This is a genomic window from Erwinia sp. HDF1-3R, assembly GCF_039621855.1.
Taxonomy (GTDB): domain Bacteria; phylum Pseudomonadota; class Gammaproteobacteria; order Enterobacterales; family Enterobacteriaceae; genus Erwinia.
In genome coordinates, this window is sequence record NZ_CP155071.1 from 1,695,902 (window position 1) to 1,722,215 (window position 26,314).

Sequence of the window (26,314 nt, forward strand, 5' to 3'; positions counted from 1 at the left end):
CTCCGCATTAATCAGGAACCCCTATGCTTTCGGTTCGCGACAGGATCCAGCAGCAGGTCTTTCGCCTGAACGGGCTGGCAATGAATGAATTTGATCTCTCTCAACCGGCTGGCGACCCGGGCCTTTACGGCCCGGACAGCGTAATCTGGCGCGTTCACGGCGACTTCTCGTCAATGCTGTGCGGCGGCATATCAGCCCTGCTGATGCAGATGCTGCATCCGCTGGCGCTGGCGGGCGTCTGGGATCACTCCCGCTTCCGGGAGGATATGATGGGTCGCCTGCGGCGGACCAGCCAGTTTATTGCCGTGACCACCTTTGGGAACACCCAGGACGCCGCTACGCTGATTGAGCGGGTGAAACGCATCCATCTCCAGGTGACCGGCGTAGACGCCGCGGGTACGCCTTACGCCGCCAGCGATCCGGCACTGCTGACCTGGGTTCACGTGGCTGAAACCAGCCGCTTTCTCGCCGCCCATCTGCGCTATAAAAACCCGCAGCTGAGTCTGGCAGAGCAGGACCGCTACTATGCGGAAGCGGCGAGGGTCGCAGAAGCGCTGGGCGCGGAGGAGGTGCCGAAAACGGTCGCGGCGGTAGAGGACTATCTGGAGCGAATACGGCCCCAACTGCGCTGCGATGCGCGTACCCGTGAAGTGCTTGCTCTGCTGATGAATGCCCCTGCACCCAGCTGGCAGGCAAAGCCCGCGATGCACGCGATGATGATGGCCGGTATTGAACTGCTTCCCGAATGGGCACAGCAGGCATTTGGCTTTCGCTTCTCGCCGCTGAGGCATCGGTTGATTCGCCAGCGCCTTGTCCTGCTTGCCGGTGTTCTGCGCTGGTGTATCCGTCGCGGGGCCTATCATCGGGCAATGCAGCGCATGGGGCGTGATTAAGCGATACATCGGGCGCTAAGGAAGACTTTGAGACTCTTCCTCTTGTTGTGACGTGGCGTAACAGGACATCCTGCTCTATTCTCCGGAAAAGGGATCCTTCCCACCATCGTCGAGGCTATATGAGACCGTCGTACCTGATTGCTGAAGTGGCTAATCAGCAACAAACGCTGATCGCCAGGGTTGAACAGGATGAGCGCACGGCTTATTTCTACCTGTGGCCCGCCGAGTCTTTTCGCAGTCAGTTTGCCGTACGCGGCTGCTGGCTACGTAATCTTCTGCCTGCACCTGCCCGCGAAGACGTAGAGGCCATGGAGCAGGGGATAGCACCGCTGTTAAGCGCCAGCTTCTGTCGCACGCTGGAGGCGGAACCTGCTTTGGACCCTGCTGGTTTACAAATTATTTGGGAACCGTCCGATGACGGTGCGGCGCTTTGGTATCAGGGACAGCTGCTGGCCGTGATCCCGGGCTGGAGTCTGTATCAGAATAAGCAGGTGAGCTTTTCGGCCGGGTGCATTAAGGAAAACCGTCTGACCGCGCCGCTGGGGTCGGCTTCGACCAATGATAATTACGCCCAGGCTGAAAAAAACCGTCTTTTCTGGCGTGACTGGCACGACGCACATCTGTGGGAGCCCATGCAGCGCGATTTGCTTAAGTGTTACGAATCCCACTACGGCGAGTCCCTTAAGTATTATGCTATCGATCAGGGGAGCTGGCCGCCGATGGCCATTTCCCAGCACTATCATCAGGGGAGCTGGTTTTTCCTGACGTTGGGGATGAGCATTCGCCCGATGCCCTGGGTCGATTATCTGTATCAGGAGCTGGCCCCACAGTATCGCCGCGCCGAGCTGGCGATGGCGATTGATGCCGAGGTGATGACCGAGGAGAACGCGGTGCAGATGGCCAGTGCGCTGGCAGGTTTCGCACATTTCCCCTGGGCACGGCTTAGCTGGCTGGGGGAGGGGCATACGCTGGAGTCAGCGGTCGCGCCGGTGGGTTTTGAAGGTTTTCTGCTGTCGGGTGAGCTGGGGCGTGAGGAGGGGCAGTTTGCCTTACCTAAGCGCGAAGGTGATAAGGTTAATTTGTTTTGGGCAACGCCGGTGACCACTACCGAGCGTGAGTTTGCGCAGGCCGATGAGAATGGGGGTTATCAGTTGGTTGAGCGGCTGATGCAATCCGGTGCCGGTCATATTTTCCGGCCGCGCCAGCAGATTGTCGATCCAGAGAGTTAAGCACGGGCATTGCCTTGCGCGTTACTGGCTTAGTGCTGTCACCTGGGGGTTGTGCCCGGTGCCTGGCGCGGCAAGGCTGGGGTGGTCGCCAACGTGTGGTGCCCGGTGTCTGGCGCGGCTAGGCTGGGGTGGTCGCCAACGTGCGGTGCCCGGTGTCTGGCGCGGCAAGGCTGGGGTGGTCGCCAACGTGTGGTGCCCGGTGTCAGGCGGTCCTCGCGCCGCGCGTGGCGCGGTGCCTTCGCTCCGCACGTCGACCTTTCGGAGCGGTCATGACGTGACATCCCTGTCCCGGCATGCCCTTGTGCCAGCCTCCCTGCTGGCCCATCCGGGTCTTCCTCTCTTCACTCAGCGCTGCGGAATGCCTGTCACCGGGCCCCACCCGCTGGCTCCTTTGCATTGTGCAGGCTGTAGGTAAGGGCGGTTTCGGACAGGCAATCCCAGGCAGGTTTGAAAGCGGAGAGAACTCGGCAATCAGACAACCTCCTTGCCAAACGCTTAGGGCCGTAGCCTGTGGGTTATGCCTGATGCCGCAAAGGACGTGGATACCGTTTGCGGGCAGTGACCGATATGGCCAGGATCCGGGATGTCGCCAACGAACGGCGGCTGGCTGGCTGAAGGCCTGGTGCCGTCGCTTACGGGTGGTGCACGGTGCGACAGAGGCCCCTATGGTCGCCAACGGGTGTTGCCCGGTGCCAGCCCCCCTGCTGGCCCATCCGGGTCTTCCTCTCTCCGCTCAGCGCTGCGGAATGCCTGTCACCGGGTCCCACCCGCTGGCTCCTTTTGCATTGTGCAGGCTGTAGGTAAGGGCGGTTTCGGACAGGCAATCCCAGGCAGGTTTGAAAGCGGAGAGAACTCTGCAATCAGACAACCTCTTTGCCAAAGCCTCAGGGCCGTAGCCTGTGGGTTATGCCTGATGCTGTAAAGGCCGTGGATACCGTTTGCGGGCAGTGACCGATATGGCCAGGATCCGGGATGTCGCCAACGAACGGCGGCTGGCTGGCTGAAGGCCTGGTGCCGTCGCTTACGCGTGGTGCACGGTGCTGCACAGGCCTGGGGTGTCGCCAACGGGTGTTGCCCGGTGCCAGGCGGTCCTCACGCCGCGCTTCGCGCGGTGCCTTCGCTCCGCTCGTCGACCTTTCGGATCGGGCATGACGTGACATCCCTTTCCCGGCATGCCCTTGTGCCAGCATCCCTGCTGGCCCATCCGGGTCTTCCTCCCTGCGCTCAGCGCTGCGGAATGCCTGTCACCGGGCCCCACCCGCTGGCTTATTGCATTGTGCTGGCTGCGGGTAAGGGCGGTGTCGGACAGGCAATCCCAGGCAGGTTTGAATGCGTACAGGAAATATGCAATTACCAAAATAGTTGGGATATGAAGAAAATCAGAAGACTGAGAGTGCACAGTTTATTGTGACTGGTTTTTTCGTGGTGCAGATAAATGACCTGAATAGCGGCACCAAAAACTAAATCGACAAGTGAGCTGAATCCTGCGCGAGAGCAAACCTTAACGGGGATAGGCTCGGAAACCTGCGGACAGATAAACGGTTTTACTTAAAGCGGCCCAGAAGCCTGAGAGGTGGATAATCCCTGCGGGTGACGGGCATTCCGCAGCGCTGCGGCGCAGACGGAAGGCCAGGCGAGGGCAGCAGGGATGCTGCACTCAGGGAGCGGCGGGCAGGGATGCCCGCTCGCGACCGGGCCGTCCGGCCTGGAGCCGGAGCCAAAGGCACCATGCGAAGCGTGGCGCGAGGACGCCCGGCACCCGCAGGGATTATCCACCGACACAGCAAAAATCCCAGCCTGCACAACTCACCGTCACCCGCAGGGATTATCCACCGGCACAGCAGAAATTCCAGCCTGCACAACCACCCAGATATAATGCAATTCAGCGCGGTTGATAATTATGTTGCCCTGACCAATCAGCCGTATTTTTTGGCGAAATTCTCATCAGATGTGCAAAGGTAAATAATAAACTCAAAAAAGGCGATCAGCGCCGGAATGAACGTCCAGCAAAAAATCAGATAGAGAAAACCCTGCCCAACACGGCCAAGATAAAACTTGTGAACGCCAAATGCGCCAAGGAAAAAGGCTAACAGCGCTGCTGCAATCCGGCTCTTTTCTCCTGTCACCGCACCCTGCGTTGCGCCACAATGTGGACAAGCTCTGGCAGAACTGTGAATTTCTTTACCGCAACCCCGGCAAAAAACCATCCCAGACATATAAACCTCCATTTAATAAATTAAAATTAACTTTCCCGTTATCGGCACCGGTTAGAAATTTCTTAATACCAACAGGACAAAAAAACCTTACGTATTTCGCCCCTGGATAATTCGCAGACAAGGGGCATTATTCTACTTATCCTGTCCGGCTAAATTATCGGCAGCCATCATATCAAAATGGCAATCGATGCAAATACAAATATTACGTGGCGCGATAAAAACTCTCCGGTACTACCCGCGGGTCTGGATATGATCCTGCCCGTGGGATGACACCCGCGCAGCAATACTTTACGGTGACCGGATTCACCCTCCGCTCTCTCGCGATTGGCGTCTCTACTCGCGCAATCCTGCTAAAGTTGCGTAACCTTTCTCATTTCGCACGAATTTTACGTCATCAGGTTAAAAAGATGTGCCACACTAACTGGGAATTATCTTAAGGAGGGCGAATGTCTGCAATCGAAGTGATACTGGTCGATCGTCACGATCGCCCTACCGGCCGCATGGAAAAGCTGGAGGTGCATGAAAAGGGACTGCTGCATCGTGCGGTGACCGTCTATATCTTCAACTCGCGTCATCAACTGCTGCTACAGCAGCGCGCCAGTGGGAAATACCACTGCGGCGGCCTGTGGAGTAACACCACCTGCGGTCATCCTTACCCGGAAGAAGCGACCCGCCACGCCGCCGAGCGACGCCTGCGCGAAGAGATGGGCATGCGCCTGTCGCTGGAACCGGTATTTGAACTGAGCTACAACCTCCCGCTCAGTAACGGTCTGACTGAACACGAGTACGGCCACGTTTTTTTCGCTATTAGCGATGAGCTGCCGCAGATGAATGCCGATGAAGCGGAAGCCTACCGCTACATCTCACTGAGCGAGCTGGAAAATGAGATGGTGCAACATCCCGAGCGCTTTACGCCGTGGTTTCTGCACACCTTCTCCCGTATTCCCGCCCAGCTTCAGCAGTTTAGCCAAAAACAGATGGCCGGATAACGTTCCGGCCCTACGCTTCTGTTCCCACGCCTGCGCCAGTCAGTAGATGACCAGCATCACTGGCTGGCGGAACTGAAATCCTCCGCATCCACATCATAGCCCGACGGCTCCCAGCGAATGAACAGTAACGCCAGCAGCCCTGCCAGCGGTGCCAGCGCAATAATCCAGAAGACGCGAGTGCTGAGGGCGGCGGCCAGCAGCGGGAACATAAACAGCGAAACCGTCGAGCTGGCGCGCATCAGCGTCTGGTTAAAACCGACGCCCACGCCGCGCAGCGAAGTGGGATAGCTGAGTGATGCGAAAGTCATGGTATGGGAGCCCGGCCCGACGCCCTGGCCCAGCAGGAAAAGCGCCAGCATGGCAACAGAAAGGGCCGCCTCTGCGCCGCTGCCCGGCTTGCCCACCAGGGCCAGACCGACCAGCGCCACCAGCTGAAAACTGTAGCCCAGCACGGTCATCTTCCAGGCACCAAAGCGTGGGACCAGCCGCACGGCGAGCAGCCCGCCGGTAAAGGCAAAAAGCAAATTCAACGCCAGTGAAACCAGAATGGTGGTCAGCATCGACTGCGCCAGAAAGCTGGAGATAATTACCGGCAGGCCAAAGGCCACGGCGTTATAAGCGAAAGCCGAGGCGACCGCCGTGACGGTGGCCAGAATCGTCCGGCGCAGGTAAATCCCTTTCAGCAGTTCACCGTAATTACGCCAGCTTGCCGCACGCACCGGCTTAACGGGCGGCCGTTCCGACGCCTGCGCCACCTGGGCGTTAATGCCCCAGGCATTGCGCAGGATCGCCGCGGCCCCTTGCAGATCGCCCTGATTGGCCGCCCAGACGGGCGATTCGCTCATATAGCGACTGCGAATAGCAATAATCAGCAGGGCGGGTACTGCGCCAAAGCCGAGAATAATACGCCATAGCCAGCCGGCATATTCATCGGGTAGCACCGCGTAGAAAAACAGCACCAGCAGCCAGGAGATGGAGATCGCGGCGTACCAGGTGGGGCACCACATAGCGATACTGGAGGCTTTATTTCCCCGTCCCCTGAGCTTCGAAAATTCTGCCAGAAACGCCATCGCTACCGGTAAATCAATCCCGACACCCAGCCCCATCACGAAGCGCGCCCCGGCCAGCACGTACTCGTTGGGGGCAAACGCACAGGCGATGGCGGCGACCACAAAGAAGAACATATCGGCCATAAAGACGCGATAGCGCCCGATTTTGTCGGTCAGATAGCCCCCCGCCAGCGCGCCGATAATGGCCCCGAAGGCAATGGCCGACGCCACCATCCCCGCGCCACCCGGAGAGAGACCAAACTCCCGCGTAATATCCTTCATGCCGAAGGCCAGCGAGCCTAAATCATAGGCATCCAGAAAAACGCCGCCCAGCGCGATGCCAATCACAATGCGCGCATTATTTCGCGACTGCGTACTGGTATTGATCAGATGCGAAACATCGGCTGCCTCGCGGATAATAACGGGCTCGCCCGTTGGGATATTCCCTGCCATGGCGACGTGCGCCGACGTGGTTGAAAGCGTCATAATGTTGTGTTCAGTTTTATTAGAATAAGCGCTGAGAATACACGCGAGCGGGACGGAGGGAAATAGTTCGCACTTCTCACCTTATTGGCTTCAGTTAACAAAAATTCGCCGCCGGGCGACAGCAGGGTGATGACCCGCGCGCTTTTTTGCCGTCCGGCTTCATCCGTTGATTTATTAGGCTACGCTTGTTACTAACCTGACGAAAAGGAAAAGAAAATGGCAAAGGTAACCGCGCGCGGCGGCGTAATGACGCTGGCTGTTCTACTGGCACTGGCAGGATCGGCGACGGCCGCCGATCCGGTCAGGGTGGGGTCGAAAATTGATACGGAAGGATCGCTGCTCGGCAATATTATCCTCCAGGTTCTGGACAATCACGGTGTAAAAACCATCAATAAAGTCCAGCTGGGCACCACGCAGGTCGTTCGCGGTGCAATTACGGCGGGCGAGCTGGATATCTATCCGGAATACACCGGTAACGGCGCCTTCTTCTTTAATGACGAACAGGACCCAGCATGGAAAAATGCGCAGGCGGGCTATGAAAAAGTAAAAAAACTGGATGAGGAAAAAAATCATCTGACCTGGCTTACTCCCTCACCGGCGAACAATACCTGGACCATTGCGGTCAGCGGCGATCTGGCGAAGAAAAATAATCTGAATTCACTGGACGACCTGAGCGCCTGGCTGAAAAAGGGCGGGGAGTTCAAGCTGGCGGCCTCGGCCGAATTTATCGAGCGCCCTGATGCGCTTCCGGCCTTTCAGAAAGCCTATGGGTTTACGCTTAAGCAGGACCAGCTCCTGTCGCTGGCCGGAGGCGATACGGCGGTCACCGTGAAGGCCGCTGCGCAACATACCTCTGGTGTTAACGCCGCAATGGCTTACGGCACGGACGGCCCGGTAGCCGCACTTGGCCTGCAAACGCTTAGCGATCCTAAAGGCGTGCAGCCGGTCTATGCACCCGCCCCGGTGATACGTGATGCGGTCCTGAAAGCCTATCCGGACATTGCGGAGTGGCTGAAACCCGTCTTTGCTTCACTCGACGAAAAAACGCTGCAATCGCTCAACGCGAAAATAGCGGTAGAGGGGCAGGATGCTAAGAAAGTGGCTGCGGACTATCTGCAACAAAAGCAGCTGCTACAGGCTAAGTAAAGGCCGGTTTGATGGTCGGTTATCGCGGGGAAACTGTGCGCCTCACTATTTATAATCGCGTATTGCTGATGCTGGGCGTACTGCTGGCCGCGGCGCTGCTCCTGCTGCCGTTCCTTAACTACGCGCCCAATCGGCTGGTATCCGGTCAGCCTTTTGCCCTGTATCAACTTATGCCCGGTGGCGGAGAGGGGTGGCTGCTGCCGGTGCTGGTGCTACCGCTGCTGGCATTTCTGCCGCTCTCCCGACGTAATCTGCTGCTGACGCTGTTACTGAGCGAACTGCTGCTGGTGGGGCTGATCGCGCTGGGAGGCGAACTGGCCGCCCGGCTTTCGCAGCAGGGCAGCCCGCTGGCACGCAGCGCCTTCGGCAGCGGCTGCTGGCTGGCGCTGGGCCTCTGTCTGCTGGCCGCAGCGGATGCCGTGACCCGGCTGACGAAAAATCCCCTCTGGCGACTGCTGCTGAACGGACAAATCTGGATCCCGGTCATCGTTTTAATCCTGAGCGGACAGCTCGATCAGCTGGCGCTGCTGAAAGAGTACGCCAACCGCCGGGAGGTCTTTAATGAGGCGCTTAGCCACCATTTGCTGCTGCTGCTGGGTACGCTGCTGCCGACCCTGCTTATCGGCATTCCGCTGGGCTGGCTGTGTTACCGAAAAAAATCGGCGCAGTCCCCGGTCTTCGCGGTGCTGAACATTATTCAGACCGTACCCTCTATCGCTCTCTTCGCCCTGTTGATCGCCCCGCTGGCCGGGCTGGCAAAGGCCTTTCCGGCGCTTTCTGACATAGGCATCAGCGGTATCGGGGTAGCGCCCGCGCTGATCGCGCTGGTGCTGTATGCGCTGTTGCCGCTGGTGAGAAGCGTGGTAGCGGGTTTACAGCAGGTACCCCGGGAGGTGGTTGAAACCGCGCGTGGCATGGGCATGACCCCGGCACAGATTTTCTGGCATGCCGAAGTGCCGCTGGCGCTGCCGGTACTGCTTTCCGGGCTACGGGTCATTTCGGTTCAGACCGTTGGCATGGCGGCGATTGCCGCGCTGATTGGGGCCGGTGGGTTTGGTGCCATCATCTTTCAGGGGCTTCTCAGCAGCGCGCTGGAACTGGTACTGCTGGGGGTGATCCCGGTCATTGCGCTGGCGGTGGTGGTTGATGCGTTGTTCAAATTTCTCCTTTCGCTGACCGAGGCAAAGCGCCAATGATCAACTTTAACGGAGTGAGCAAATATTTTGCCGGAAAACCGGCCGTCAGCGATCTGACGCTAAATATTGCCGACGGGGAATTTACGGTGCTGATTGGCACATCGGGTTCGGGTAAGTCCACCACTCTGAAAATGATAAACCGCCTGATTGAGCATGATGAGGGGTCGATTCTGTTCGCCGGAGAGGAGATCCGCCAGTTCAACCCTCAGGTGCTTCGCCGACGTATGGGCTACGCCATCCAGTCAATAGGACTTTTCCCTCACTGGACGGTAGAGAAGAACATCGCCACCGTGCCCGCGCTGCTTAACTGGCCGAAGGCGCGCATCGCCGAGCGGGTCAGCGAGCTGCTGGCACTGCTGAATCTTGAGGATCATTTTCGTCACCGCTACCCTCATCAGCTTTCCGGCGGGCAGCAGCAGCGGGTGGGGGTAGCCCGCGCGCTGGCGGCCGATCCTGAGGTACTGCTGATGGATGAGCCTTTCGGTGCGCTGGATCCGGTAACGCGAGCCGCGCTCCAGCAGGAGATTGTGCGGATTCATCAGCTTTCTGGCCGCACTATCGTGTTGGTGACGCACGATATTGATGAAGCCCTGGCGCTGGCGGACCGTCTGGTGCTTATGGACGGCGGTAAAGTGATTCAGCAGGGTACGCCGCTGGAGATGCTGACCCGACCCAAAAACGCCTTCGTGCAGGACTTTTTTGGCCGTAGTGAGCTGGGCGTCAGGCTGTTGTCACTCGGCAACGCCGGATCGGCGGCGCGGCGGGGAGAGTGGCTGGATGAAGAGGCCATTCCCGAAAGTATGACCCTGCGCGAGGCGCTGTCACAGTTCATTGCCCGACAGACCGATCGGCTGGCGGTGACAGATGCGCAGCATCGCCCGCTTGGCGTGCTGTATTTCGCCGATCTGCTGCGGCAGAAGGGGGCTTAAGATGCGCTGGCTCCGCGATCCGCTTTTATGGCTGATTCTGTTGTTTGTGGCTCTGCTGCTGCTCATGCCCTTAAGCGGCCCGCTGTTTGCCCGGGCCTTTCCGCAGCTGGAGCGCCCGCTGTACCAGCAGGACAGTTTTGTTCAGCTGGCCCTGTCACATATCAAACTGGTGGCATTTTCCAGCTTTTTTGCCGTCATTATCGGCATGGGGGCCGGCGTACTGGTTACGCGCCGGGCCGGGAAGGAGTTTCGATCGCTGACTGAAACGCTGGTCGCGGCAGGTCAGACGTTTCCACCGGTAGCCGTGTTAGCCATTGCCGTGCCGGTGATGGGATTTGGCGAAGCGCCTGCGATTATCGCGCTGCTGCTGTATGGCCTGCTGCCCGTTCTACAGGGGACGCTGGCCGGTATTGATGCGGTGCCTGCCAGCGCCAGGGAAATCGCCGAAGGCGTGGGCATGAGCGCGAGGCAAATTTTGTGCAAAGTGGAGTTGCCACTGGCCGCACCGGTGATTCTGGCAGGGATCAGGACATCGGTGATTATTAATATCGGTACGGCGGCGATTGCCTCTACCGTGGGAGCGAAAACGCTGGGAACCCCGGTGATTATTGGACTGAGCGGATTTAACACGGCTTATGTTATCCAGGGCGCCTGCCTGGTCGCCCTGATGGCGATCGTGACCGATCGACTTTTCGAGCGGTTAATGCGGCGGTTTAAGAACGGATAAGGATGGTGTAGCCGGTCAGCATCACGCCGCCAATGCCACCGAGGGCCATCATCAGGAAGATAATAATTACGCCAATTTTTTGCCAGTTCATGCCGTTGCCCGTTTGTTGAAGCGCTGAGGGCACGAGTATATCGCCTTTCCCACCCTCGCGTTAAGCCTTTGCTGGCTTTTTAACGACGTTCGCTAATGACCGATATGTGAGACGGTAAAACCCTGCTCCTGCCAGTGATTCATCATCTCCTGCTGCCGGTGGGTTAACGCTTTTCCGGTAAAAATGAAGATCTTCTGGCCTGGAAACAGCTCCGGACGGGGCATCTCCAGCGGCTCGGCCATAACGTCCATCCGCCAGCCCTGCTGTGATAACCGCCATGCTTCAAGCCACAGCCGCGTACGGTCCTCCGTCCCCCAGCCCATTAATAGCGCATCCTTACCCGCTTTCTTGCGCGAGCCGGTAAGACAGAATGCCACATAGTCGATTAGCGCGCCGTCCAGCAGACTGCACATGGCACGCGCGGTATTTTGATCCAGGCCGAGCCGCTGCCGGATGGGCAGAAAAACGTTGTCTATCAGCACATCCGCCGGATTTTCCCGGCCAATGGTGGCGATTTTATTCCTGATTTTTGCCGGTTTAACGTGACGAAGAACGGTCATCATCTCTTCTTTGAGGGTGGACCAGGCATCATCCACGCTGATATTTTCCCCCTCCAGCAACGCCTTGACTTTGCCAACGGGAACACCGCTTCCAACCCAGCGCTTAATTTCTTCAATGCGCAGAATATCATCTTCATCAAACTGTCGGTGACCCCCTTCAGTCCGCTGAGGCTTCAGTAAGCCATAGCGGCGCTGCCAGGCACGAAGCGTAACGGGGTTGATCCCGCAGCGTTCGGCAACGTCACCAATACTGTACAATGCCATGCAATTCCTCTTATCTTTCTTCTCTCACCCTAACCGTAGCGGACTCCCTCCGGCTGTACAACTATTTTTTCTATTGTACAAGTTGAAGCAGAATAGAAAATCAGCTGTATCTCATATAAGGGGGCTGACGCTCAGTCGAATGAAAACTCACGTTAATGGGGTTCGAGGGCCAACCGTGCGAAAAAAACCACGTTAAGAAACTAACTTTTTGAAATGTCCATACTTATGAGACTACATATTGGGGCCGAAAAATCGGTACCTAATATCGTTTTTTTATCGGTTTGAGGCTAGATCGTATCAAAATCGATTTCTGGTACCTGTTAGCGTGGTTTCTTACATTACTGTACGTTCAACTTAGACGAGAAAGATCGCCTGAAAAATCGATTAATGGACAGCAGCGTCAGTTAAATGCCATTTAGCGATAAAAAACGCTGTTTTAAGGGCTTTTATCTATATATCAGTCATTTACCTCAATAACGTACGTTTTCGTTCCATTGGCCTTCAGACCCCTATTTATAGCTGCTGCGATGAACCCCAAACACGTTGCACACAACGGCAACAGGAAACCGCGCCCTCTATGGGTGTTTTAGCTGCTCGCTCTTCTTTCAACTGGCGGACCAACTTACCCATCATGGATTTACCGATATTCATTGCCGTGGCAGCGGCGGCAACGGTGTAATGCTGATCGAGTATAAGTCGGGCCGCTTCGAGGCGGAAGTCGGGGCTAAAATGCGTCTGTTACGTCCGGTCATAATGTCACCTGTTTTGACTATGAGGTGATGATATCACCTCTATTCAGGTGGCCAAATTCACTGTGACACGACAATATGACTGAAGGAGATTTCAGGAGCAGGGTCTTCCAAATGATATTCGCATTGATAATGGCAGGCCTGAGCCTGGCTGTCATTATCAGCATTAATGCTGCGAGCCGGTTCGTCTGTAAAAAAATTGCGTGCCCTGAACTCATTGATGAGGTTATGCAAACAGGGAATTCCATTTTTTTTCAATGAACGTGCTGAAGTCCCGGAATAAAGGTGAATAATGCTTTCGGTAACGCCATACCAGATGTACCTGTAATTCAGGTAGTCGCCATTCAGGAAGCAGATGAATAAGCAAGCCACTGTCCACCTGCTCTTTCACCGCCCAGACCGGGGCTGCAAGACATATCCCCCGGTTTTCTGTAGCCATGTTAATAAGACTGAAAACATTATTGGACACCATTTCTTTTCCGGGTGTGAATTCTATTTTTCGTGACTCACCATTCTTCATAAGAATTAATGGTGGCTTCAGGTAAGGGTGACTGAGTCTCAAAAAACTATGACCAGACATTTCTTCAGGAAATTTGATGGGTTTGTGTTTTGAAAGATAGTCAGGGGAAGCATAAATTCCAAAAGGAACGGGGTTAAGGCTTCTGTGAATTAGATCTGGATTATTCAGATAACCACTTTTGAGAACTAAATCATCAAATTCGGGGGAGTCCGCCGTAAAATTCCCGCTATCACGGGAAAGCAAATGTATGGACACTCCAGGATTAAGGTCTATATATTCCATTATCCACTGACTGGCAATATTATCGCATATTATGCTTGGAGCGGACAATCTCATGACCCCCTTTATTTCATTGCCAATACCATCAATTCTGGCAAGGAGATTAGAGTACGCTTCACATATAATTATAGATTTCTCATACGCTATTTTTCCTGACTCTGTCAGTTCACATTTATGTGCATTTCTGCTAATAAGTTGCGCTCCGATAGTGTTTTCAAGCTTCGTTAGGTTTTTGCTTACAGTGCCTGTCGACACACTAAGTTCTGTGGCGGCAGCAGAGAAACTTCCCATTTCTACAACTGTGACAAAAGTAATCCAGTCATTGATCAGTACATTTTTTTTCATGTAAAAATCACCTCCGAAAGTAAGACGAATACCATAGCATAAACAAACCCGCCCTCCCATTTGTCACTTGACATATTGATTTTTATTCAGGGTTTGTTTAGAAAAAACTTTCTATCAAAAAAATTGAAATTTTCATGTCATATAGTCTCTGTCAGAGAATGATTTTTTTGTTGTATTCAGACAACGATATTATGTGTCCGTAATATTTTTTTTGAGATGTTATTTCCGATCATGAAAGGTGGTCGTTAATTGTCTCAGCTACCATTGGGTATGCCCTGCTAATTCGTTAATCAAAAGATAATAATGCATGCATAGTTGTTTTCAGGCACAGCCAGCGGTTAAGGTTTATTACGTTTCAGTCTTTTTTTCGGTTTGATCCGCATGTTCAGCGACAATTCGCAGTAAATCCGCTAGACCCTTTTGTGGTTAAATCGAAAGCCTTTTACGTTACTCAGGTACAAAAAAAAACAGGCCGAACCCCCAGTTTCGCTGACTGTCGGTGATGTGGAGCAGTCAGTTGGCAATAACGTCATTTTCGTTACTCAGTTTAGCCTGGTAACGGTAGCAACTTTCGCTGATAACAAATAGCTGGCAGGCAAAACGTATACTGATATTGCGACGCCTGACAGCATCCTGCGCCATCTGCTTTCTAAGCGATGGCTTTACCACTTTTTTGCCATGGCTTCCTGAATGATTTCGGCTTTGAGTCGTTCTTCGGCATACATCTTTTTGAGACGGCGATTTTCGTCTTCCAGCTCTTTCATTCGGGCCATCATGGAAGCATCCATACCGCCAAAGCGAGAACGCCACTTATAGAAACTGGCATTGCTCATGCCATGCTCGCGGCACAGTTCAGCCACTGGCGTTCCGGCTTCAGCCTGCTTAAGGATGGCCATTATCTGGCTGTTGGCAAAACGTGATTTTTTCATAGAAATCTCCCCGGTTCAGGTTACGAGGAAACTCTACTTATGAACACACCGGTTATTTGGGGGGATTACCGTTGCAGGAGCAAAAAAACGCTTCGCAAGTTACTGGTGCTGCTATCAGGTTTTAATGTGGCCTTCTTATGTACCGGAAATTTTCAGTGCTTATGACGTGTTACCCAATGAAAAATATATAACAGGTAAACTATAATTACAACGCATTGAGCGTGAAAACCTGAATCCAGGCAACAGGCTGAAGCGGCTGAACCGTAAAACAATGAGGTACTCAAAACCGGCATAAATGCATGACAAGACCATTGGTACATCTATCGAGCTCGAGCATTATACACTGTAATATATTCACCCTATTAAATACACCACAAACTCAGGATTCTTGATAATCAACATCTAATAACAAGCATAAAGTTCATTCACTTATCCTTTGTCAGTGATATGCCTTCTATTGGATGTAGTCACAACACTCACTATACAAACCCCCTGCTTGAATAGAATGAGATAGCTATGTTTCCGAAATGGAAATCATAACTTAGCTTACAAAGCTAAGGGTACTCTTGCATAATACGACAAGTCGAACTAAGGCTGCGGCCTCACTAACGGCTGACATTAATCATGGATTGATATGGTTCTGTCGCATCAAGGCTGCAGCAAGTAACATACTTTTTTTTGATGTTACCTGCTCATGCCTATGTTCCGAAGAGCCTTTAGACGTTTACATTACCCTGGCGATATCATCGCGCAATATGCTCGCTGGTATTTGGCTTACACCCTGAGCCTGCGTAGTCTGTACGACATGATGGCTAAGCGCGGTATTATCGTGGACCATTCTGGGTCATCCGTCTGGTGTCGTTACTGGGTAAGGCATTTCGTCGGCATAAGCGCGCCGTGAGACGCCGAGGGTGAATGGATGAAACCTACATTAAAGGTAGTGGAAATACCTGTATAGGGCGGTCGACACTGGAGGTCAGATCATCGACTTTTATGTTGACCGCGCGACGTGATGTGGCAGCAGCGAGGCGCTACTTACGCAAGGCTCTCCGTCACCACGGAGAACCTGTAGTGGTGACGACAGATAAGGCGGCATTACCGCCGACCTGAGAACGCTCAATGCAGAAAACCTGATGAGGGAAACATCACCGTACTATCAAACGCCGGATGCAACAGATACTGGGTTTAAATCGTTTCGCCGTGCACAGACGCTGCTGGCCGCATCGAGCTCCTCCACATGATACGTAAAGGGCAGTATCAACATCCGCAAAGTGATGGATTGTCATCCGCAGAACAATTTTATTTGTTGGCTGCCTAAATAAACTGCATCACGATTTCTGGCGACCTGTCGTAGTTAATGCGACGGAGCCGTACGAGAAGGGAACCATAAGACGATTTCTTTATTTACGTAAAGAAGGGCGGTAGCGTGCCTCTAAGAATACTAACGTCAGGTAGAGGGATAGAGTGAACAGCTCGATATATTGCCTGTGAACATGGTCAGGTAAAGTATTTAAGAATTAGTCAATTTAACGGGAATAATTAATTATACGATGGGTGGCTGTAGACAGATATTCCTGTGGAAAAATGAATCACAAGGTGAGGGGGGGGAGACAAATAAAAGACAACTTAACAATTGATTGCTTTAGTGCGGGTATCACCCGTGGTAAGAAAAACTTTAATTTCAAATGCAATTTAGAAAAATCGCAACTTAAATTTGATTTCATTCAAATTTAAAAAAAACATATAAAATAATTCTTAGTAAGTGAAGCCGTTATCCAATGGTCATATCTATTTTTCAGATGACTGATTATGGCAATGGGCAAAACATCGAAAGAAACTAAATCAACAACATCCATCATTGTTCAACCATTCAAAAGAGTGAAAAGTGAAAAAATTAACATCCTTAATATTACTGCAGTTTTTTATTGCACTGATTGTGTTTGTAGCTGTATTTCTATTTAAAAAAGAAATGATTGATTTGATTGAACACAATAAGGTCATTAATGGAGTGATAGTATCAATATTAATCATTATATGTGTATATTTGATTATGGATGCCGTGATGATGATCCGTAGAAGTATCTTATGGCAAGGGTTCGTTAATGGAAGATATAGTGAATCCATTGTTTTCGGGAGAAATTATGAAGGTATGGCGAGTAATAACAATAACCTTTTAAAAAGCTGGGAGCATAAAATTAAGGAAAAAGAAAAAACACTAGATTTCTTTTCAGGGACGTTAATCTGCTTAGGTTTGCTCGGAACGTTTATTGGCCTGATGCACACTATGGGATCGGTATTTGAAGTACTGGGAGCCAATGTTTCAGGAAAAGAATTAGTATCTAAGTTGGGAATACCGCTGGCTGGTATGTCAACAGCATTTTCGGCATCAATGTTGGGGCTGGTTTCATCTATTATTGTTGGTACTGCTGCCTTGATCGCAGGGAAAATAAGTTCAGAATTCGCTTCTCAGGTTAATGAATGGGCGATAAAAAACTCCAGAGAATCAACTTCAATCAGAAAGATGAAGAAAAGTATACTTAGTGCTGATGCTAATGAGGTTTTGCTGCAGTTAGAGATGATCGAGAATGAAATATCAGAAAACAAAAGGATTATGCAGTCACTGATCAATATTTCCGTTGGAATTCATGAGGAGAATATAAAACAAACTGATCATCTAAAATTTATTACTATTAACAATACAGACCAGACCCAGATGGAAGAGATGAGAAACATTTCGCTAAGGGTTGAAACTAAAATAGATAATATCAAAAGCATTATGAAAAGAATGTTTAAGAAAGAGATTGCAAATAGAAATTCCTTATCTGATAAAGCAAGGTTCTTGAAAGCAGAATTGTTAGGGATAAAAGAGATAGCACAAGAAAACACTTATGCTCTGCATGATAACAATCATACTCAGCAAGTTATCGTGAATTCGACTATAGCATGTCTTCGTGAGCTTAATGAAACAAAGATAGCTATAATAAAAAATTATAAAGAAAGTGACTAATATTATGAAAAAAAAATTATGTTTGTTCTTGTTTTTTTGCCCTTTTTTTTGCAAAGCGTTGAGCCTTACGGACACCATAAAGTATGGTCTCGATTATAGTATCCAACTTAAAATAAGTAACGCAAAGAAAGAGAAGGCAGAAGCTATATTAGGTGAGGCATATTCCTCGTACTGGCCTCAGGTTAGCCTGGTTGGCAAATCGAAAGATGAAGTGAAATTTGCAGGTTCTAATTATTACAGAGGTGATGATGAATCAGCAATGTTGACTGTTGCTACACAGTATACGCTTATTGATCTAGCGAGGGGAGAGAAAGTAAAAGCGGCAAAATATAATCAGGATGAAGAAGAGTGGGATAGAAGGGCGAAAATAGAAAAAGCAAAGTTTGATATTACTAAATCATATTTGGATATATGGAAGAAAAAAAATGAAGAAAATGTATTAGAATCAGATTACAGTTCGTTATCTTCCTTGGTCAATAAAGTTCACGCCCGTGTTGATGCAGGGATGTCCCAAGAATCAGATATGCTAAGAGCAAAGGTGGCTGCTGATGAAACGAGAAATAAGTTAGATAATGTCAGAAAAGAACTGGGTAATGCTGAAATACAATTATCCTCCCTTACTGGTTTAGCTTTATCAAAAAACGATGTTTACGATGTCAGTAACATAAACATCACAAATATTAAAATTACAAAAAGGGATATAATTAAATATAGTCCAGCACTGAAAGTGTTGTCCACAAGGGTAGAACAGAAGAGGATAGAGTACAATGCAATAAAAAAAGATGATTACCCTAAAGTGAATGCTATTGCCAATTATAAAGAACATTTTAGAAATGTTGTATCACCTGATATGCAATTTTTTGTACAAGTAAGTATGCCTTTATTCAATGGATTCAATAGCACAAATAAGAGGAAAGCAGCGATTTCAGAGTTGGAGATTAATAAGCTTACATTAAGCATGGCAGAAAAAGACCTGGTCAAAAATTATGAAACACTCCTAAACTCATTTGATAGAGAGAGAAAAGCATGGGAGATGTTGAAAACAAATGCCGTCAATTCAAAAAAAGTCAAAGAGCAATTTTATAATGAGTTTCCACTAGGAATCAAAGGCATCGAGGATTTAATCACGGCCGAAAGATCGGAGACTGATGCAGAGTTAAGATTGATCGATTCTCAATATAATATTTATCTTTATTATTTGGCTATTTTTCATTTGAATGGAAATACTGACGAAGCCATCCTCAATATAGGAAGTAGTAATGTCAGCTAAAAATCATATTTGGCCAGCATACGTTGATATGATGACTGTATTGTTGTTGGTATATGTGCTGCTTAATGTTTTGTTGTCGGTAGTTATCACTCAAATTGGAGATGATGACGTAGCCTTAGTACAAGGTGTCTGTGTTGAAAATCAAGATGTGAAGCCTGCTACTTCAGTCAATTTTCAATATGACATTGAGCGTTCGATGGATGTCAATAATGAATTGTATGTGAACAAAAAGGGAGATTTCATCCTAAACATAAAGGATAAAAACTCACTTAGTAAAGAAGATGCGACATTAATCAAAGAGTGGCTGCAAACAGTAGATAGCAAAAGACAAAAGGTCCTTTTTAGTGTTTACTTGCCAGTTCCTGAAACGAAATCTGTTGGTTCTGTTTTAAGAACACAAGCGATACTATACTACGAAGTACTTCAAATAGCAGCACTGAATAATTTCCCAATCGATAATATAATTAACAAAAACTCGAAACCTGGCGGTCATTATCAGGAAGTCATAAAAATGAGAATTAAATAAAATGAGGGTTAAATATTTAATATCCAGTTATTTTGTTAAGTTAATATTACCTTTTTTGCTATTGCTTGCATTGTTTTTACTAAAAGTTGATATTACAGTGCATGCACAAGGTTTTTTGCAAATAAAAAACAAGAATATACAAATTGACCATCCGGGGGGGGGGAGAATAGAAAGCCTGTATATAACTGAAGGGCAAAAAGTAAAAAAAGGTGAATTATTAGCAGTTGTAGACAATAGTTACATTTCAGAAAGTTATGACAAATCAAGAGTATTGCTTGAAACACTTAAATTAAGAAAGGCCAGGATAACAAGTGAAATTGAGGGGAAACCATTTCCAATAAGTGAAAGTTATGACCCAAAATTGTATGCGCAGGAATATTCGAGTTATCTCACTAACTTGAAAGAAATTGAAGAATCTGTAAATCTCAATATAGCTATCGAAAAACAAAAAAAGGCCGAGCTTAATGCAAAAAAAATCAGAATACAAGGTTTAGAGAAACAGCTGGAAATTGAAGGTAGACAGATAAAAATGGTTTCTTCATTAGTGAAAATCAAGGCGGCAGCAGAAGCAAATCTTTTAGAGAAAATTTCGTTAAACCAGAGAACAAAAAATGATTATAATCTGGAAAAGTCTGAGTTAAAAGTGGTTGAGTCCGAAGTTGAAAAGGCAATTATCAACACTAAAAAGATAAAAAGTGAATTTTTAAGTGTGAAACAGAAGGAGCTTGAGAATATCAATGACAAGTTATCTGATGCTAAATCTGATTTTTCTGGAGCAAATGTCAGGAAAACTCAAGAAAAAATATTCAGCCCCGTAAGCGGGATCATTCAAAAGTTAGTTAAAAACCATAAAGGTAGCGTAATTCCTCAAGGTGGAGAAATTATGGAAATAGCACCTACAGATATTCCCTTGGTTGCAGTTGTGCGTTTAGATCCTAAAGATAGGATAAATATTTGGTCTGGGATGCAATCGAAAATTGAAGTGGGTGGCTTCAATAACCATAGAGGGTCGTTTAATGGAATAGTAAACATGATTAGCGAAGATTCTTTTTCCTCAGATAATAGTCAGCGATATTATCAGGTTGAAATTAGTCTTGAAGATAAAAAAGGTAAGAGTTTATATCCAGGGATGGCCATTGATGCTTACATAAAAACTGGCAAAAGAAGTGTCGCAGAATATATTCTTTGGCCTGTGATAAAGCAAGAAAAATACGTTTTTTCTGAATAGGTTCAAAAAATATAATAGAGTCACATCGCCAGGATAAGTCATTGACTCTATGGGGCCTCTTGCTTCGTTAAGCAGTTCAATCGATGATTTTAAGGGAATAGAAAATCCGTCAAGAGACTCAGTGCGTATAACATATACATTAATATGCTCAACAAGTGGACTAGTATGTGCATTGTCAGATGACTTTTTTTCACATTCCTGTGAATTTTCCATCTATCATTTTATGGATTTAACCTGTATTGAGGGCAACAACCAGGGCCAATATCTCAATGACGGAGTGGTCTGTTCAGGTTCAAACGTGGATCATGTATCCAATCAGGAGATCTTAAGGAAAACTACCTGTTTTAACGAAGGGATCCTGATGGTCAAGGTTGATGTCAAATATCCGTTTTGTAAGCAAACAGCTCCGGTGGAAGAGCATGGACAGGGGTGTACCGGGCATCACCGTTATCGCTGCCAGGCATGCTGTCCACCCTTTCAATTTGAATGTGAATACTATGCTTGCCAGTAAGGTATGAAGACGCAAATTCCTGATCCGCTGACTGTGGTAGGCATGGGAGCCTCGTCTCAAAGCTCATGATGTGTTACCGAATAAAAACATATTACTGGTAAAATTCACACACAGCGCATTGAGCGTGAAAACCTGAATCTCCGCAACAGGTTGAAGCGTAGAACAATGGGGTACGGAAAACCGACAGTAATACATGATAAGACCATTGGTACTTTTATCCAGCGCGGGTATTATACATTGCAATATATTCACTATTTTTAATACATGACTTAAACGTGCATGATAAAAATTTTAGTGTCTTAATTTTATGCATGGATAAAATTCACATCTACATTAGCGACTCGGTGTCAGAGTATGTCTTGAAATCTTTTTTAAAAACCAAAATTTTTTTATAAATTATTACTATCTCGTATTTACACCGTTGAACCTCTATCAAGTGATTAGGTTTAACAAGCGTCGTAAAAACCTATATATGCGAATCAGTATTTTAGTTAAGTTTAGACAACATAATCAGTCACGACGGACACGCCTAAAAAAACTAGTGCAACATGTAAAAATATTTAATTCCTCTTAAAACCCTTCTATAAATCAAATAATCGTGAGATCAAACTATGAGCACTAAAGAATTAACTTTATTATTAAAAACCTTTCAGGAAAACAAGATCCCATTCCCGCTAGAGGGAACTACGTTTAACATTGTTGGTCAAGATCTGGTAATTGAATCCTCAACTGGCGTCATTTACCAAATCCCTTATGCTGCTCAGTTTGCATCATTATCAGATCAGTCATTTACATTAGCATTCAGTGATGGCCAAAAAATATCCTCTAAAGAGGTAATAATTAAATCTGTAAAAAACTTCACAAATAAAGATGGATTCCTATCATCTGATCACGGTAAGGATAATATAGAAACTAACAAGAGCGATCATAGCAATAATAATAAAAATACTCAGGCTGGTATAGAAAACAAAACAATTGTTGTTACGATTGAAAAGGCAATCGTTAACAATCAATCAGATGAAATAAAAAAAATCATAGATATAGTTGACGAAAACCAGAGTGCTGACAATATCTCTTCTGATGAATTATTATCTTTTCAACCAATAAATCCTGTTGTCATACACTCATCAAAGTCAACTATTAAAACAGCAGAGGTGATAATTAATAAAGAAACTGTAAAAATAGCAGAGGTGATAATTGATCGAGATTATGACTTTAATAAGCTAGATAAATTAAACCAAGTTAAGGTTTTGCAACCTAGTGATCATTTAGATTATGCATCACATACGGCAATAATCAGTGGAGGTGACAGGAATAATGGAAGTTATGAATCACAATATGGAGTTAAATATTTCAATTTAGATGACCAAAAATCGGGATGGAAGATAGATGCCAGAGTTGTAGGTAGTGAAAACAACGAAAGCACCCTCACAAAGATAATACAAATGAATGATTTTAAATCAGTTGATGCGATCAGCTATCCTTATTCCCCAAATTGCAAATTTATAACATGGAACAGTAAAGAGGGTGCGCTACTGGGATTGCATGAAAATGAAGTTGCGATAATATATAATACCACGCTCAATGAGATAATCAGAGCTACAATCAACACCACCTCAGCCGACGGTACTAAATCAATTTTACAAATAGGGATTGACAAATCATCAAGTTTAAATGATCAAGATGACTCCTTAATCCATATAGGAAGCACTCACGCCAGGCTTGTTATTAAAGGAAGTCAGGGAGATGATACATTCATCGCTTCAGATGGCTTAAATATATATGATGGCTTCATGGGTAAAAATTCGGTTGATTTTTCTCATATTAATAAAGATACCATATTCAATTATCAGTCGGATAACTTTTCTGAATTTGCCAAGTTCAAGATTACAGATAGCAGTTCTGCAGTTGTAACTATTGGTGATAAAACACAATTCATTAACAATTTCGACAAAGTGTTCGGAAGTAGTACAGGTAACAATATTTTCATTACTGGAAAAGGAGATCGCGAATATTTTGGCGGTTCTGGAAATGATAGATTTATCGCTTATAATGATAGCAATATTTTTCACGGGGGAGGGGGAGAGAATATTTTAGATTATAGCAAAATAGGAAGTCATTATTTTGGGAGAATTAATATTTCTGATGGTAAATATATAGATGTAAATGGTCTAAAGATCAATACTGGATCGAAAAGTACTGAGCATAGTGGCGTAAATCAAAATGCAATTAGTAAAGACCACTTTGAGGGTATCAATGAGTTTTTTGGTAGTAGCTACAATGACGAAGTTTTTTTGAATGATTTGCATGGTACCTTGCATGAACAGTTAGGATCTAACTATATATGGTCTGGAGATGGCTCATATGTCATCTATGCTAACGATAAATCTTATGTTGACTACTCACTGCTTAAAGGGAAAGTAAATATTGACCTTAATAGTGGTATTGTTAACAAATACAACGGTAGTCAGGACCATCTTTCAGATGTTCACAAAATTGTTGGCTCTAATGGGGGAGGGAATCTAATTGGAAAAACAGGATCTGATAATGTTCTCATTGGAACATCGGGTAATATTAAGTTTTACACTGAGGGTGGTAACTCAATAATTATAGGTGGTGATAATCATAATGAATACACTATATCAAATGGAGTTTCAGAAATCAGTGCTCATGGTTTGATAAATAATATACATGCTAAGGATATGACCTTACGTTTTCATGGCTCAGAAAAAGGTGAGGATAATCTCTTTTTATCCGGTGGGCGGTCTGTTATTAATGCAGGTTCAGGGGCATCTCGTTTAGACCTGACAGATAATGCTTTCTCAGAAATTATTTTGGATAACGAGGGGGCGTTCACTCTTTATAGTGGGGATTGTTATTCACAAATACATGGTAACGCAAAGAGTTTTGAAATAAACTTTTCCCATGGAAATAGCGGTAAGATCTCCGCTGACCTTGATCATGGGATAATAAATTCCTCTAACGGTGGGCAAATAGTACTGAATGATACTATAATTAACAAAATTATCTCAGGTGAAAATGGTGATGGAAATTATATTTTTTCTACATATGATTCCGCTCTGACTATTGATGCATGGGGGGATGGGAATCGGTTTGAGACGGGAAAGGCAGATGGAAACAATATAACTGTGGATTCCGATGGTTACTTTTCGTCTAACAATTATTTTGTCATTCTTGGTAAGAATGGAACTTATAAAATATTTAACTCGGGAGGGAATAATACTCTCGATTACAGTAAATATAAAGGGGTGCTTTGTGTAGATTTAAACAACAAGTCGCAATTAAACAATGATAATATTGACGGTTTTGACAGGGTTATAGCTAATAATGATGAAAAAGGAATCTTTTATGCTAAAGAAATGGGGGGATCTTTTTTCGATCTCTCAGGTGTTACAGGAGCAGATATATATTCTGGAGAAGGCGGCAGTGCGGATTTTAAATTAAAAAACAATAACACAGATAACATATTTTATAATAAGATAAGTGGGGCGTTGGAGTTCAATATTACCAACAATAATATCTCTGTAAAGAAATCTGTCGGCACTGATACTTATGATAATTTAGTGAGTAAAATTTATGGTAATGATCAGGGTGGTAAATATGTTTTAGATGGTAATTTTGGATGGAATAATAAAATTGATATTGAAGCAGGTAATGGAAATAATGAATTTAGTTATCACAATACCGGTGGTAATTCAGATTCTGTCTTTACCGGTGGAACTGGAGAAAATATATTCACTTACATACAACAATCAAGTTCTTCTAAAATTAATTTTTCAAATTCAAAAGATGGACATTTCGATTTTTCTCTCGATTACACAAACAGGGAAATTAATGCTAATAGCATGACTCATCTTATTTACGATGTCAGCAAAGGAACGAGTTCAAATTTCTACTATAACGATGCTAACCACATAAACCTTGAAATACAGGGGCAGCATAGTATTAATACAAATAGAGTATACATTCATGCTAATGGTGGTGGGAATATATTTACCTTTAATAACAATGCTGTTTTGAATTATGATCTGAGTCGAACTAAAGGTCTAAATGCGAATTTTGATTCGGGAATTATCAGTTTCACTGATAAAGTTGATAATGACATTATCAGAGGTAAAGTGAATTACTTTGGAGCTACTGTTGGCGACGACGTAGTACATCTAAGTAAAAATAATGCTATGCATTATCTTGTTAGCGCCGGAAATGATAAAGTTTGGGGAAGTGATGGTGTAGGACACCTTTATGATACACCGTATGGTGGGGATTTCCATATGGATACAGGAATTTATGATAAAAAGGACTATGCTGGAAAGGATATGGGTCAGGATCATCTATATGATTTGAAGAATATAGTTTTTAATGATGCTAATGCTTCTGCCATTAATCTATTTGAAGGGGGTACTGATTCCTCTGACTTCAATTTTGATTTTAACGTTGCATCTCAAGTGAAGGTGTACGGAAATATTGCTGGAAACCATACATTTAACAATGTGAAGGGTTCTGATAATATTTCATTTGATTATAGCGGTTTAGATCATATAGATGTTAATTTGTATTCAGGAATAATAAATAAAGGAAATAATTACCAGGATACACTCAATGGTTTTACAGGAAACACGTTAAGGCTTCTGGGAAGTAATGGAGATGATACATTTTTATGGAAAACAGTTGATGATTTTCTGAATGTCAGCTCGCTTGATGGTGGTAAAGGGAAAAACACATTAGAGCAGTCTTCTGATGGTGCTACCGTAATTGACCTAAGCTCTCTGGCAAACACTAAGAACTTTAATATTGTTGATGTTTCAAAAGTGCAACATAAATCTATCGTTGGTAATTTCGATTCTCTTTTCAATAACTCTTGGTACAAAGGACATAATATAGATATTATTATAAACAATAAAGACGATAATGTTGTCAAGTTTTCAACAAGCAATGAATGGGATCATCATTACGACCAGACGTCGCAAGCCGATGTTTATGAGAACAGAATCGACCATTCATCTGTTCATGTTATACATGCAGCTTAATCGGAAAAAAAGCATCCTAAATTTTCCCAAAACTTGCCCCCTGTTTTCATAATACTAAATTGGCCTAATGATTCTTAATATATATTTATGTCTTTTTATGCCAGAGTGTTTTTGATACAAGATACTC

At 46.6% G+C, this 26,314-nt stretch carries 17 protein-coding genes and 5 pseudogenes; 15 read left to right on the plus strand and 7 right to left on the minus strand.

The window, feature by feature from the left end; all coding sequences use genetic code 11:
- Positions 1-23 precede the first annotated feature (23 nt).
- Both AAGR22_RS07865 and AAGR22_RS07870 read left to right on the plus strand, forming a co-directional pair.
- Positions 24-893 (plus strand): oxygenase MpaB family protein, encoded by an 870-nt coding sequence (locus AAGR22_RS07865; protein WP_345831196.1) that lies wholly within the window; start codon positions 24-26, stop codon positions 891-893.
- Between the two features lie 119 nt (positions 894-1,012).
- Complete coding sequence (locus tag AAGR22_RS07870) at positions 1,013-2,122, plus strand: suppressor of fused domain protein (RefSeq protein WP_345831197.1); 1,110 nt, start codon at positions 1,013-1,015, stop codon at positions 2,120-2,122.
- Positions 2,123-4,038: 1,916 nt separating this feature from the next.
- On the opposite strand, the gene AAGR22_RS07875 is transcribed toward AAGR22_RS07870, so the two are convergent.
- Entirely contained in the window at positions 4,039-4,338 is a 300-nt protein-coding gene (locus AAGR22_RS07875) for an NINE protein (protein ID WP_345831198.1), read from the minus strand.
- A 446-nt stretch (positions 4,339-4,784) separates the two neighbouring features.
- Here AAGR22_RS07875 and idi point away from each other — a divergent pair, with 446 nt between their 5' ends.
- The gene (gene idi / locus AAGR22_RS07880; RefSeq protein ID WP_345831199.1) at positions 4,785-5,327 is read left to right on the plus strand and encodes an isopentenyl-diphosphate Delta-isomerase; all 543 of its coding nucleotides are present in this window, start codon (positions 4,785-4,787) and stop codon (positions 5,325-5,327) included.
- A 56-nt stretch (positions 5,328-5,383) separates the two neighbouring features.
- Here the strand turns inward: idi and AAGR22_RS07885 are convergent, their stop codons facing one another.
- Complete coding sequence (locus AAGR22_RS07885) at positions 5,384-6,862, minus strand: MFS transporter (RefSeq protein ID WP_345831200.1); 1,479 nt, start codon at positions 6,860-6,862, stop codon at positions 5,384-5,386.
- A gap of 246 nt (positions 6,863-7,108) precedes the next feature.
- On the opposite strand from AAGR22_RS07885, the gene AAGR22_RS07890 reads away from it, so the two are divergent.
- From AAGR22_RS07890 to AAGR22_RS07905, 4 genes are read left to right on the plus strand one after another with little or no spacing between them, the layout of a single operon-like run.
- Positions 7,109-8,008: an ABC transporter substrate-binding protein gene (locus AAGR22_RS07890; protein WP_345831561.1), complete on the plus strand. Its 900-nt coding sequence runs from the start codon at positions 7,109-7,111 to the stop codon at positions 8,006-8,008.
- A 35-nt stretch (positions 8,009-8,043) separates the two neighbouring features.
- Positions 8,044-9,204 (plus strand): ABC transporter permease, encoded by a 1,161-nt coding sequence (locus tag AAGR22_RS07895; protein WP_345831201.1) that lies wholly within the window; start codon positions 8,044-8,046, stop codon positions 9,202-9,204.
- Positions 9,201-10,133 (plus strand): ABC transporter ATP-binding protein, encoded by a 933-nt coding sequence (locus AAGR22_RS07900; protein ID WP_067702607.1) that lies wholly within the window; start codon positions 9,201-9,203, stop codon positions 10,131-10,133. Before AAGR22_RS07895 ends, AAGR22_RS07900 begins: the two co-directional genes overlap by 4 nt.
- A gap of 1 nt (position 10,134) precedes the next feature.
- Positions 10,135-10,860 (plus strand): ABC transporter permease, encoded by a 726-nt coding sequence (locus AAGR22_RS07905; protein WP_345831202.1) that lies wholly within the window; start codon positions 10,135-10,137, stop codon positions 10,858-10,860.
- Here the strand turns inward: AAGR22_RS07905 and AAGR22_RS07910 are convergent.
- The 5 genes and pseudogenes from AAGR22_RS07910 to AAGR22_RS07930 all read right to left on the minus strand — a co-directional run.
- Positions 10,847-10,951: a protein YohO gene (locus tag AAGR22_RS07910; protein WP_073980957.1), complete on the minus strand. Its 105-nt coding sequence runs from the start codon at positions 10,949-10,951 to the stop codon at positions 10,847-10,849. The two genes, AAGR22_RS07905 and AAGR22_RS07910, sit on opposite strands and share 14 nt — an antisense overlap.
- 92 nt (positions 10,952-11,043) lie before the next feature.
- Positions 11,044-11,775 carry a MerR family transcriptional regulator gene (locus tag AAGR22_RS07915; RefSeq protein ID WP_067702613.1) on the minus strand — a complete coding sequence of 244 codons (732 nt, stop codon included), beginning with the start codon at positions 11,773-11,775 and terminating at the stop codon, positions 11,044-11,046.
- 594 nt (positions 11,776-12,369) lie between these two features.
- Positions 12,370-12,564: pseudogene (locus AAGR22_RS07920) on the minus strand (transposase); the annotation flags it as partial.
- 186 nt (positions 12,565-12,750) lie between these two features.
- Positions 12,751-13,668 (minus strand): LysR family transcriptional regulator, encoded by a 918-nt coding sequence (locus tag AAGR22_RS07925; RefSeq protein WP_345831203.1) that lies wholly within the window; start codon positions 13,666-13,668, stop codon positions 12,751-12,753.
- 341 nt (positions 13,669-14,009) lie between these two features.
- Positions 14,010-14,597 (minus strand): annotated as a pseudogene (locus AAGR22_RS07930) (transposase); the annotation flags it as partial.
- 75 nt (positions 14,598-14,672) lie between these two features.
- Here AAGR22_RS07930 and AAGR22_RS07935 point away from each other — a divergent pair.
- The 8 genes and pseudogenes from AAGR22_RS07935 to AAGR22_RS07970 form a co-directional block, all read left to right on the plus strand.
- Positions 14,673-14,892: pseudogene (locus tag AAGR22_RS07935) on the plus strand (IS1 family transposase); the annotation flags it as partial.
- Positions 14,893-15,291: 399 nt separating this feature from the next.
- Positions 15,292-15,915, plus strand: a pseudogene (locus tag AAGR22_RS07940) (IS6 family transposase).
- Between the two features lie 567 nt (positions 15,916-16,482).
- Positions 16,483-17,604, plus strand: a complete 1,122-nt coding sequence (locus tag AAGR22_RS07945; RefSeq protein WP_345831204.1) for a MotA/TolQ/ExbB proton channel family protein — start codon at positions 16,483-16,485, stop codon at positions 17,602-17,604.
- 4 nt (positions 17,605-17,608) lie between these two features.
- A complete protein-coding gene (locus AAGR22_RS07950; protein ID WP_345831205.1) occupies positions 17,609-18,874 on the plus strand; it encodes a TolC family protein in 1,266 nt (421 codons plus the stop codon).
- The gene (locus AAGR22_RS07955; RefSeq protein ID WP_345831206.1) at positions 18,864-19,400 is read left to right on the plus strand and encodes a hypothetical protein; all 537 of its coding nucleotides are present in this window, start codon (positions 18,864-18,866) and stop codon (positions 19,398-19,400) included. Before AAGR22_RS07950 ends, AAGR22_RS07955 begins: the two co-directional genes overlap by 11 nt.
- A 1-nt stretch (position 19,401) precedes the next feature.
- Positions 19,402-20,628: an HlyD family type I secretion periplasmic adaptor subunit gene (locus AAGR22_RS07960; RefSeq protein ID WP_345831207.1), complete on the plus strand. Its 1,227-nt coding sequence runs from the start codon at positions 19,402-19,404 to the stop codon at positions 20,626-20,628.
- Between the two features lie 361 nt (positions 20,629-20,989).
- Positions 20,990-21,400 (plus strand): annotated as a pseudogene (locus AAGR22_RS07965) (IS1 family transposase).
- 350 nt (positions 21,401-21,750) lie between these two features.
- The gene (locus AAGR22_RS07970) at positions 21,751-26,187 is read left to right on the plus strand and encodes a hypothetical protein (protein WP_345831208.1); all 4,437 of its coding nucleotides are present in this window, start codon (positions 21,751-21,753) and stop codon (positions 26,185-26,187) included.
- Positions 26,188-26,314 lie beyond the last annotated feature (127 nt).

Excerpts from the sequence above, each read along its gene's own strand:
- AAGR22_RS07890 (WP_345831561.1), top strand. The coding sequence starts at position 7,109 with ATGACGCTGGCTGTTCTACTGGCACTGGCAGGATCGGCGACGGCCGCC.
- idi (WP_345831199.1), top strand. The coding sequence starts at position 4,785 with ATGTCTGCAATCGAAGTGATACTGGTCGATCGTCACGATCGCCCTACC.
- AAGR22_RS07875 (WP_345831198.1), bottom strand. The coding sequence starts at position 4,338 with ATGTCTGGGATGGTTTTTTGCCGGGGTTGCGGTAAAGAAATTCACAGT.
- AAGR22_RS07925 (WP_345831203.1), bottom strand. The coding sequence starts at position 13,668 with ATGAAAAAAAATGTACTGATCAATGACTGGATTACTTTTGTCACAGTT.
- AAGR22_RS07910 (WP_073980957.1), bottom strand. The coding sequence starts at position 10,951 with ATGAACTGGCAAAAAATTGGCGTAATTATTATCTTCCTGATGATGGCC.
- AAGR22_RS07900 (WP_067702607.1), top strand. The coding sequence starts at position 9,201 with ATGATCAACTTTAACGGAGTGAGCAAATATTTTGCCGGAAAACCGGCC.
- AAGR22_RS07970 (WP_345831208.1), top strand. The coding sequence starts at position 21,751 with ATGAGCACTAAAGAATTAACTTTATTATTAAAAACCTTTCAGGAAAAC.
- AAGR22_RS07950 (WP_345831205.1), top strand. The coding sequence starts at position 17,609 with ATGAAAAAAAAATTATGTTTGTTCTTGTTTTTTTGCCCTTTTTTTTGC.
- AAGR22_RS07905 (WP_345831202.1), top strand. The coding sequence starts at position 10,135 with ATGCGCTGGCTCCGCGATCCGCTTTTATGGCTGATTCTGTTGTTTGTG.
- AAGR22_RS07865 (WP_345831196.1), top strand. The coding sequence starts at position 24 with ATGCTTTCGGTTCGCGACAGGATCCAGCAGCAGGTCTTTCGCCTGAAC.
- AAGR22_RS07955 (WP_345831206.1), top strand. The coding sequence starts at position 18,864 with ATGTCAGCTAAAAATCATATTTGGCCAGCATACGTTGATATGATGACT.
- AAGR22_RS07885 (WP_345831200.1), bottom strand. The coding sequence starts at position 6,862 with ATGACGCTTTCAACCACGTCGGCGCACGTCGCCATGGCAGGGAATATC.
- AAGR22_RS07870 (WP_345831197.1), top strand. The coding sequence starts at position 1,013 with ATGAGACCGTCGTACCTGATTGCTGAAGTGGCTAATCAGCAACAAACG.
- AAGR22_RS07915 (WP_067702613.1), bottom strand. The coding sequence starts at position 11,775 with ATGGCATTGTACAGTATTGGTGACGTTGCCGAACGCTGCGGGATCAAC.
- AAGR22_RS07960 (WP_345831207.1), top strand. The coding sequence starts at position 19,402 with ATGAGGGTTAAATATTTAATATCCAGTTATTTTGTTAAGTTAATATTA.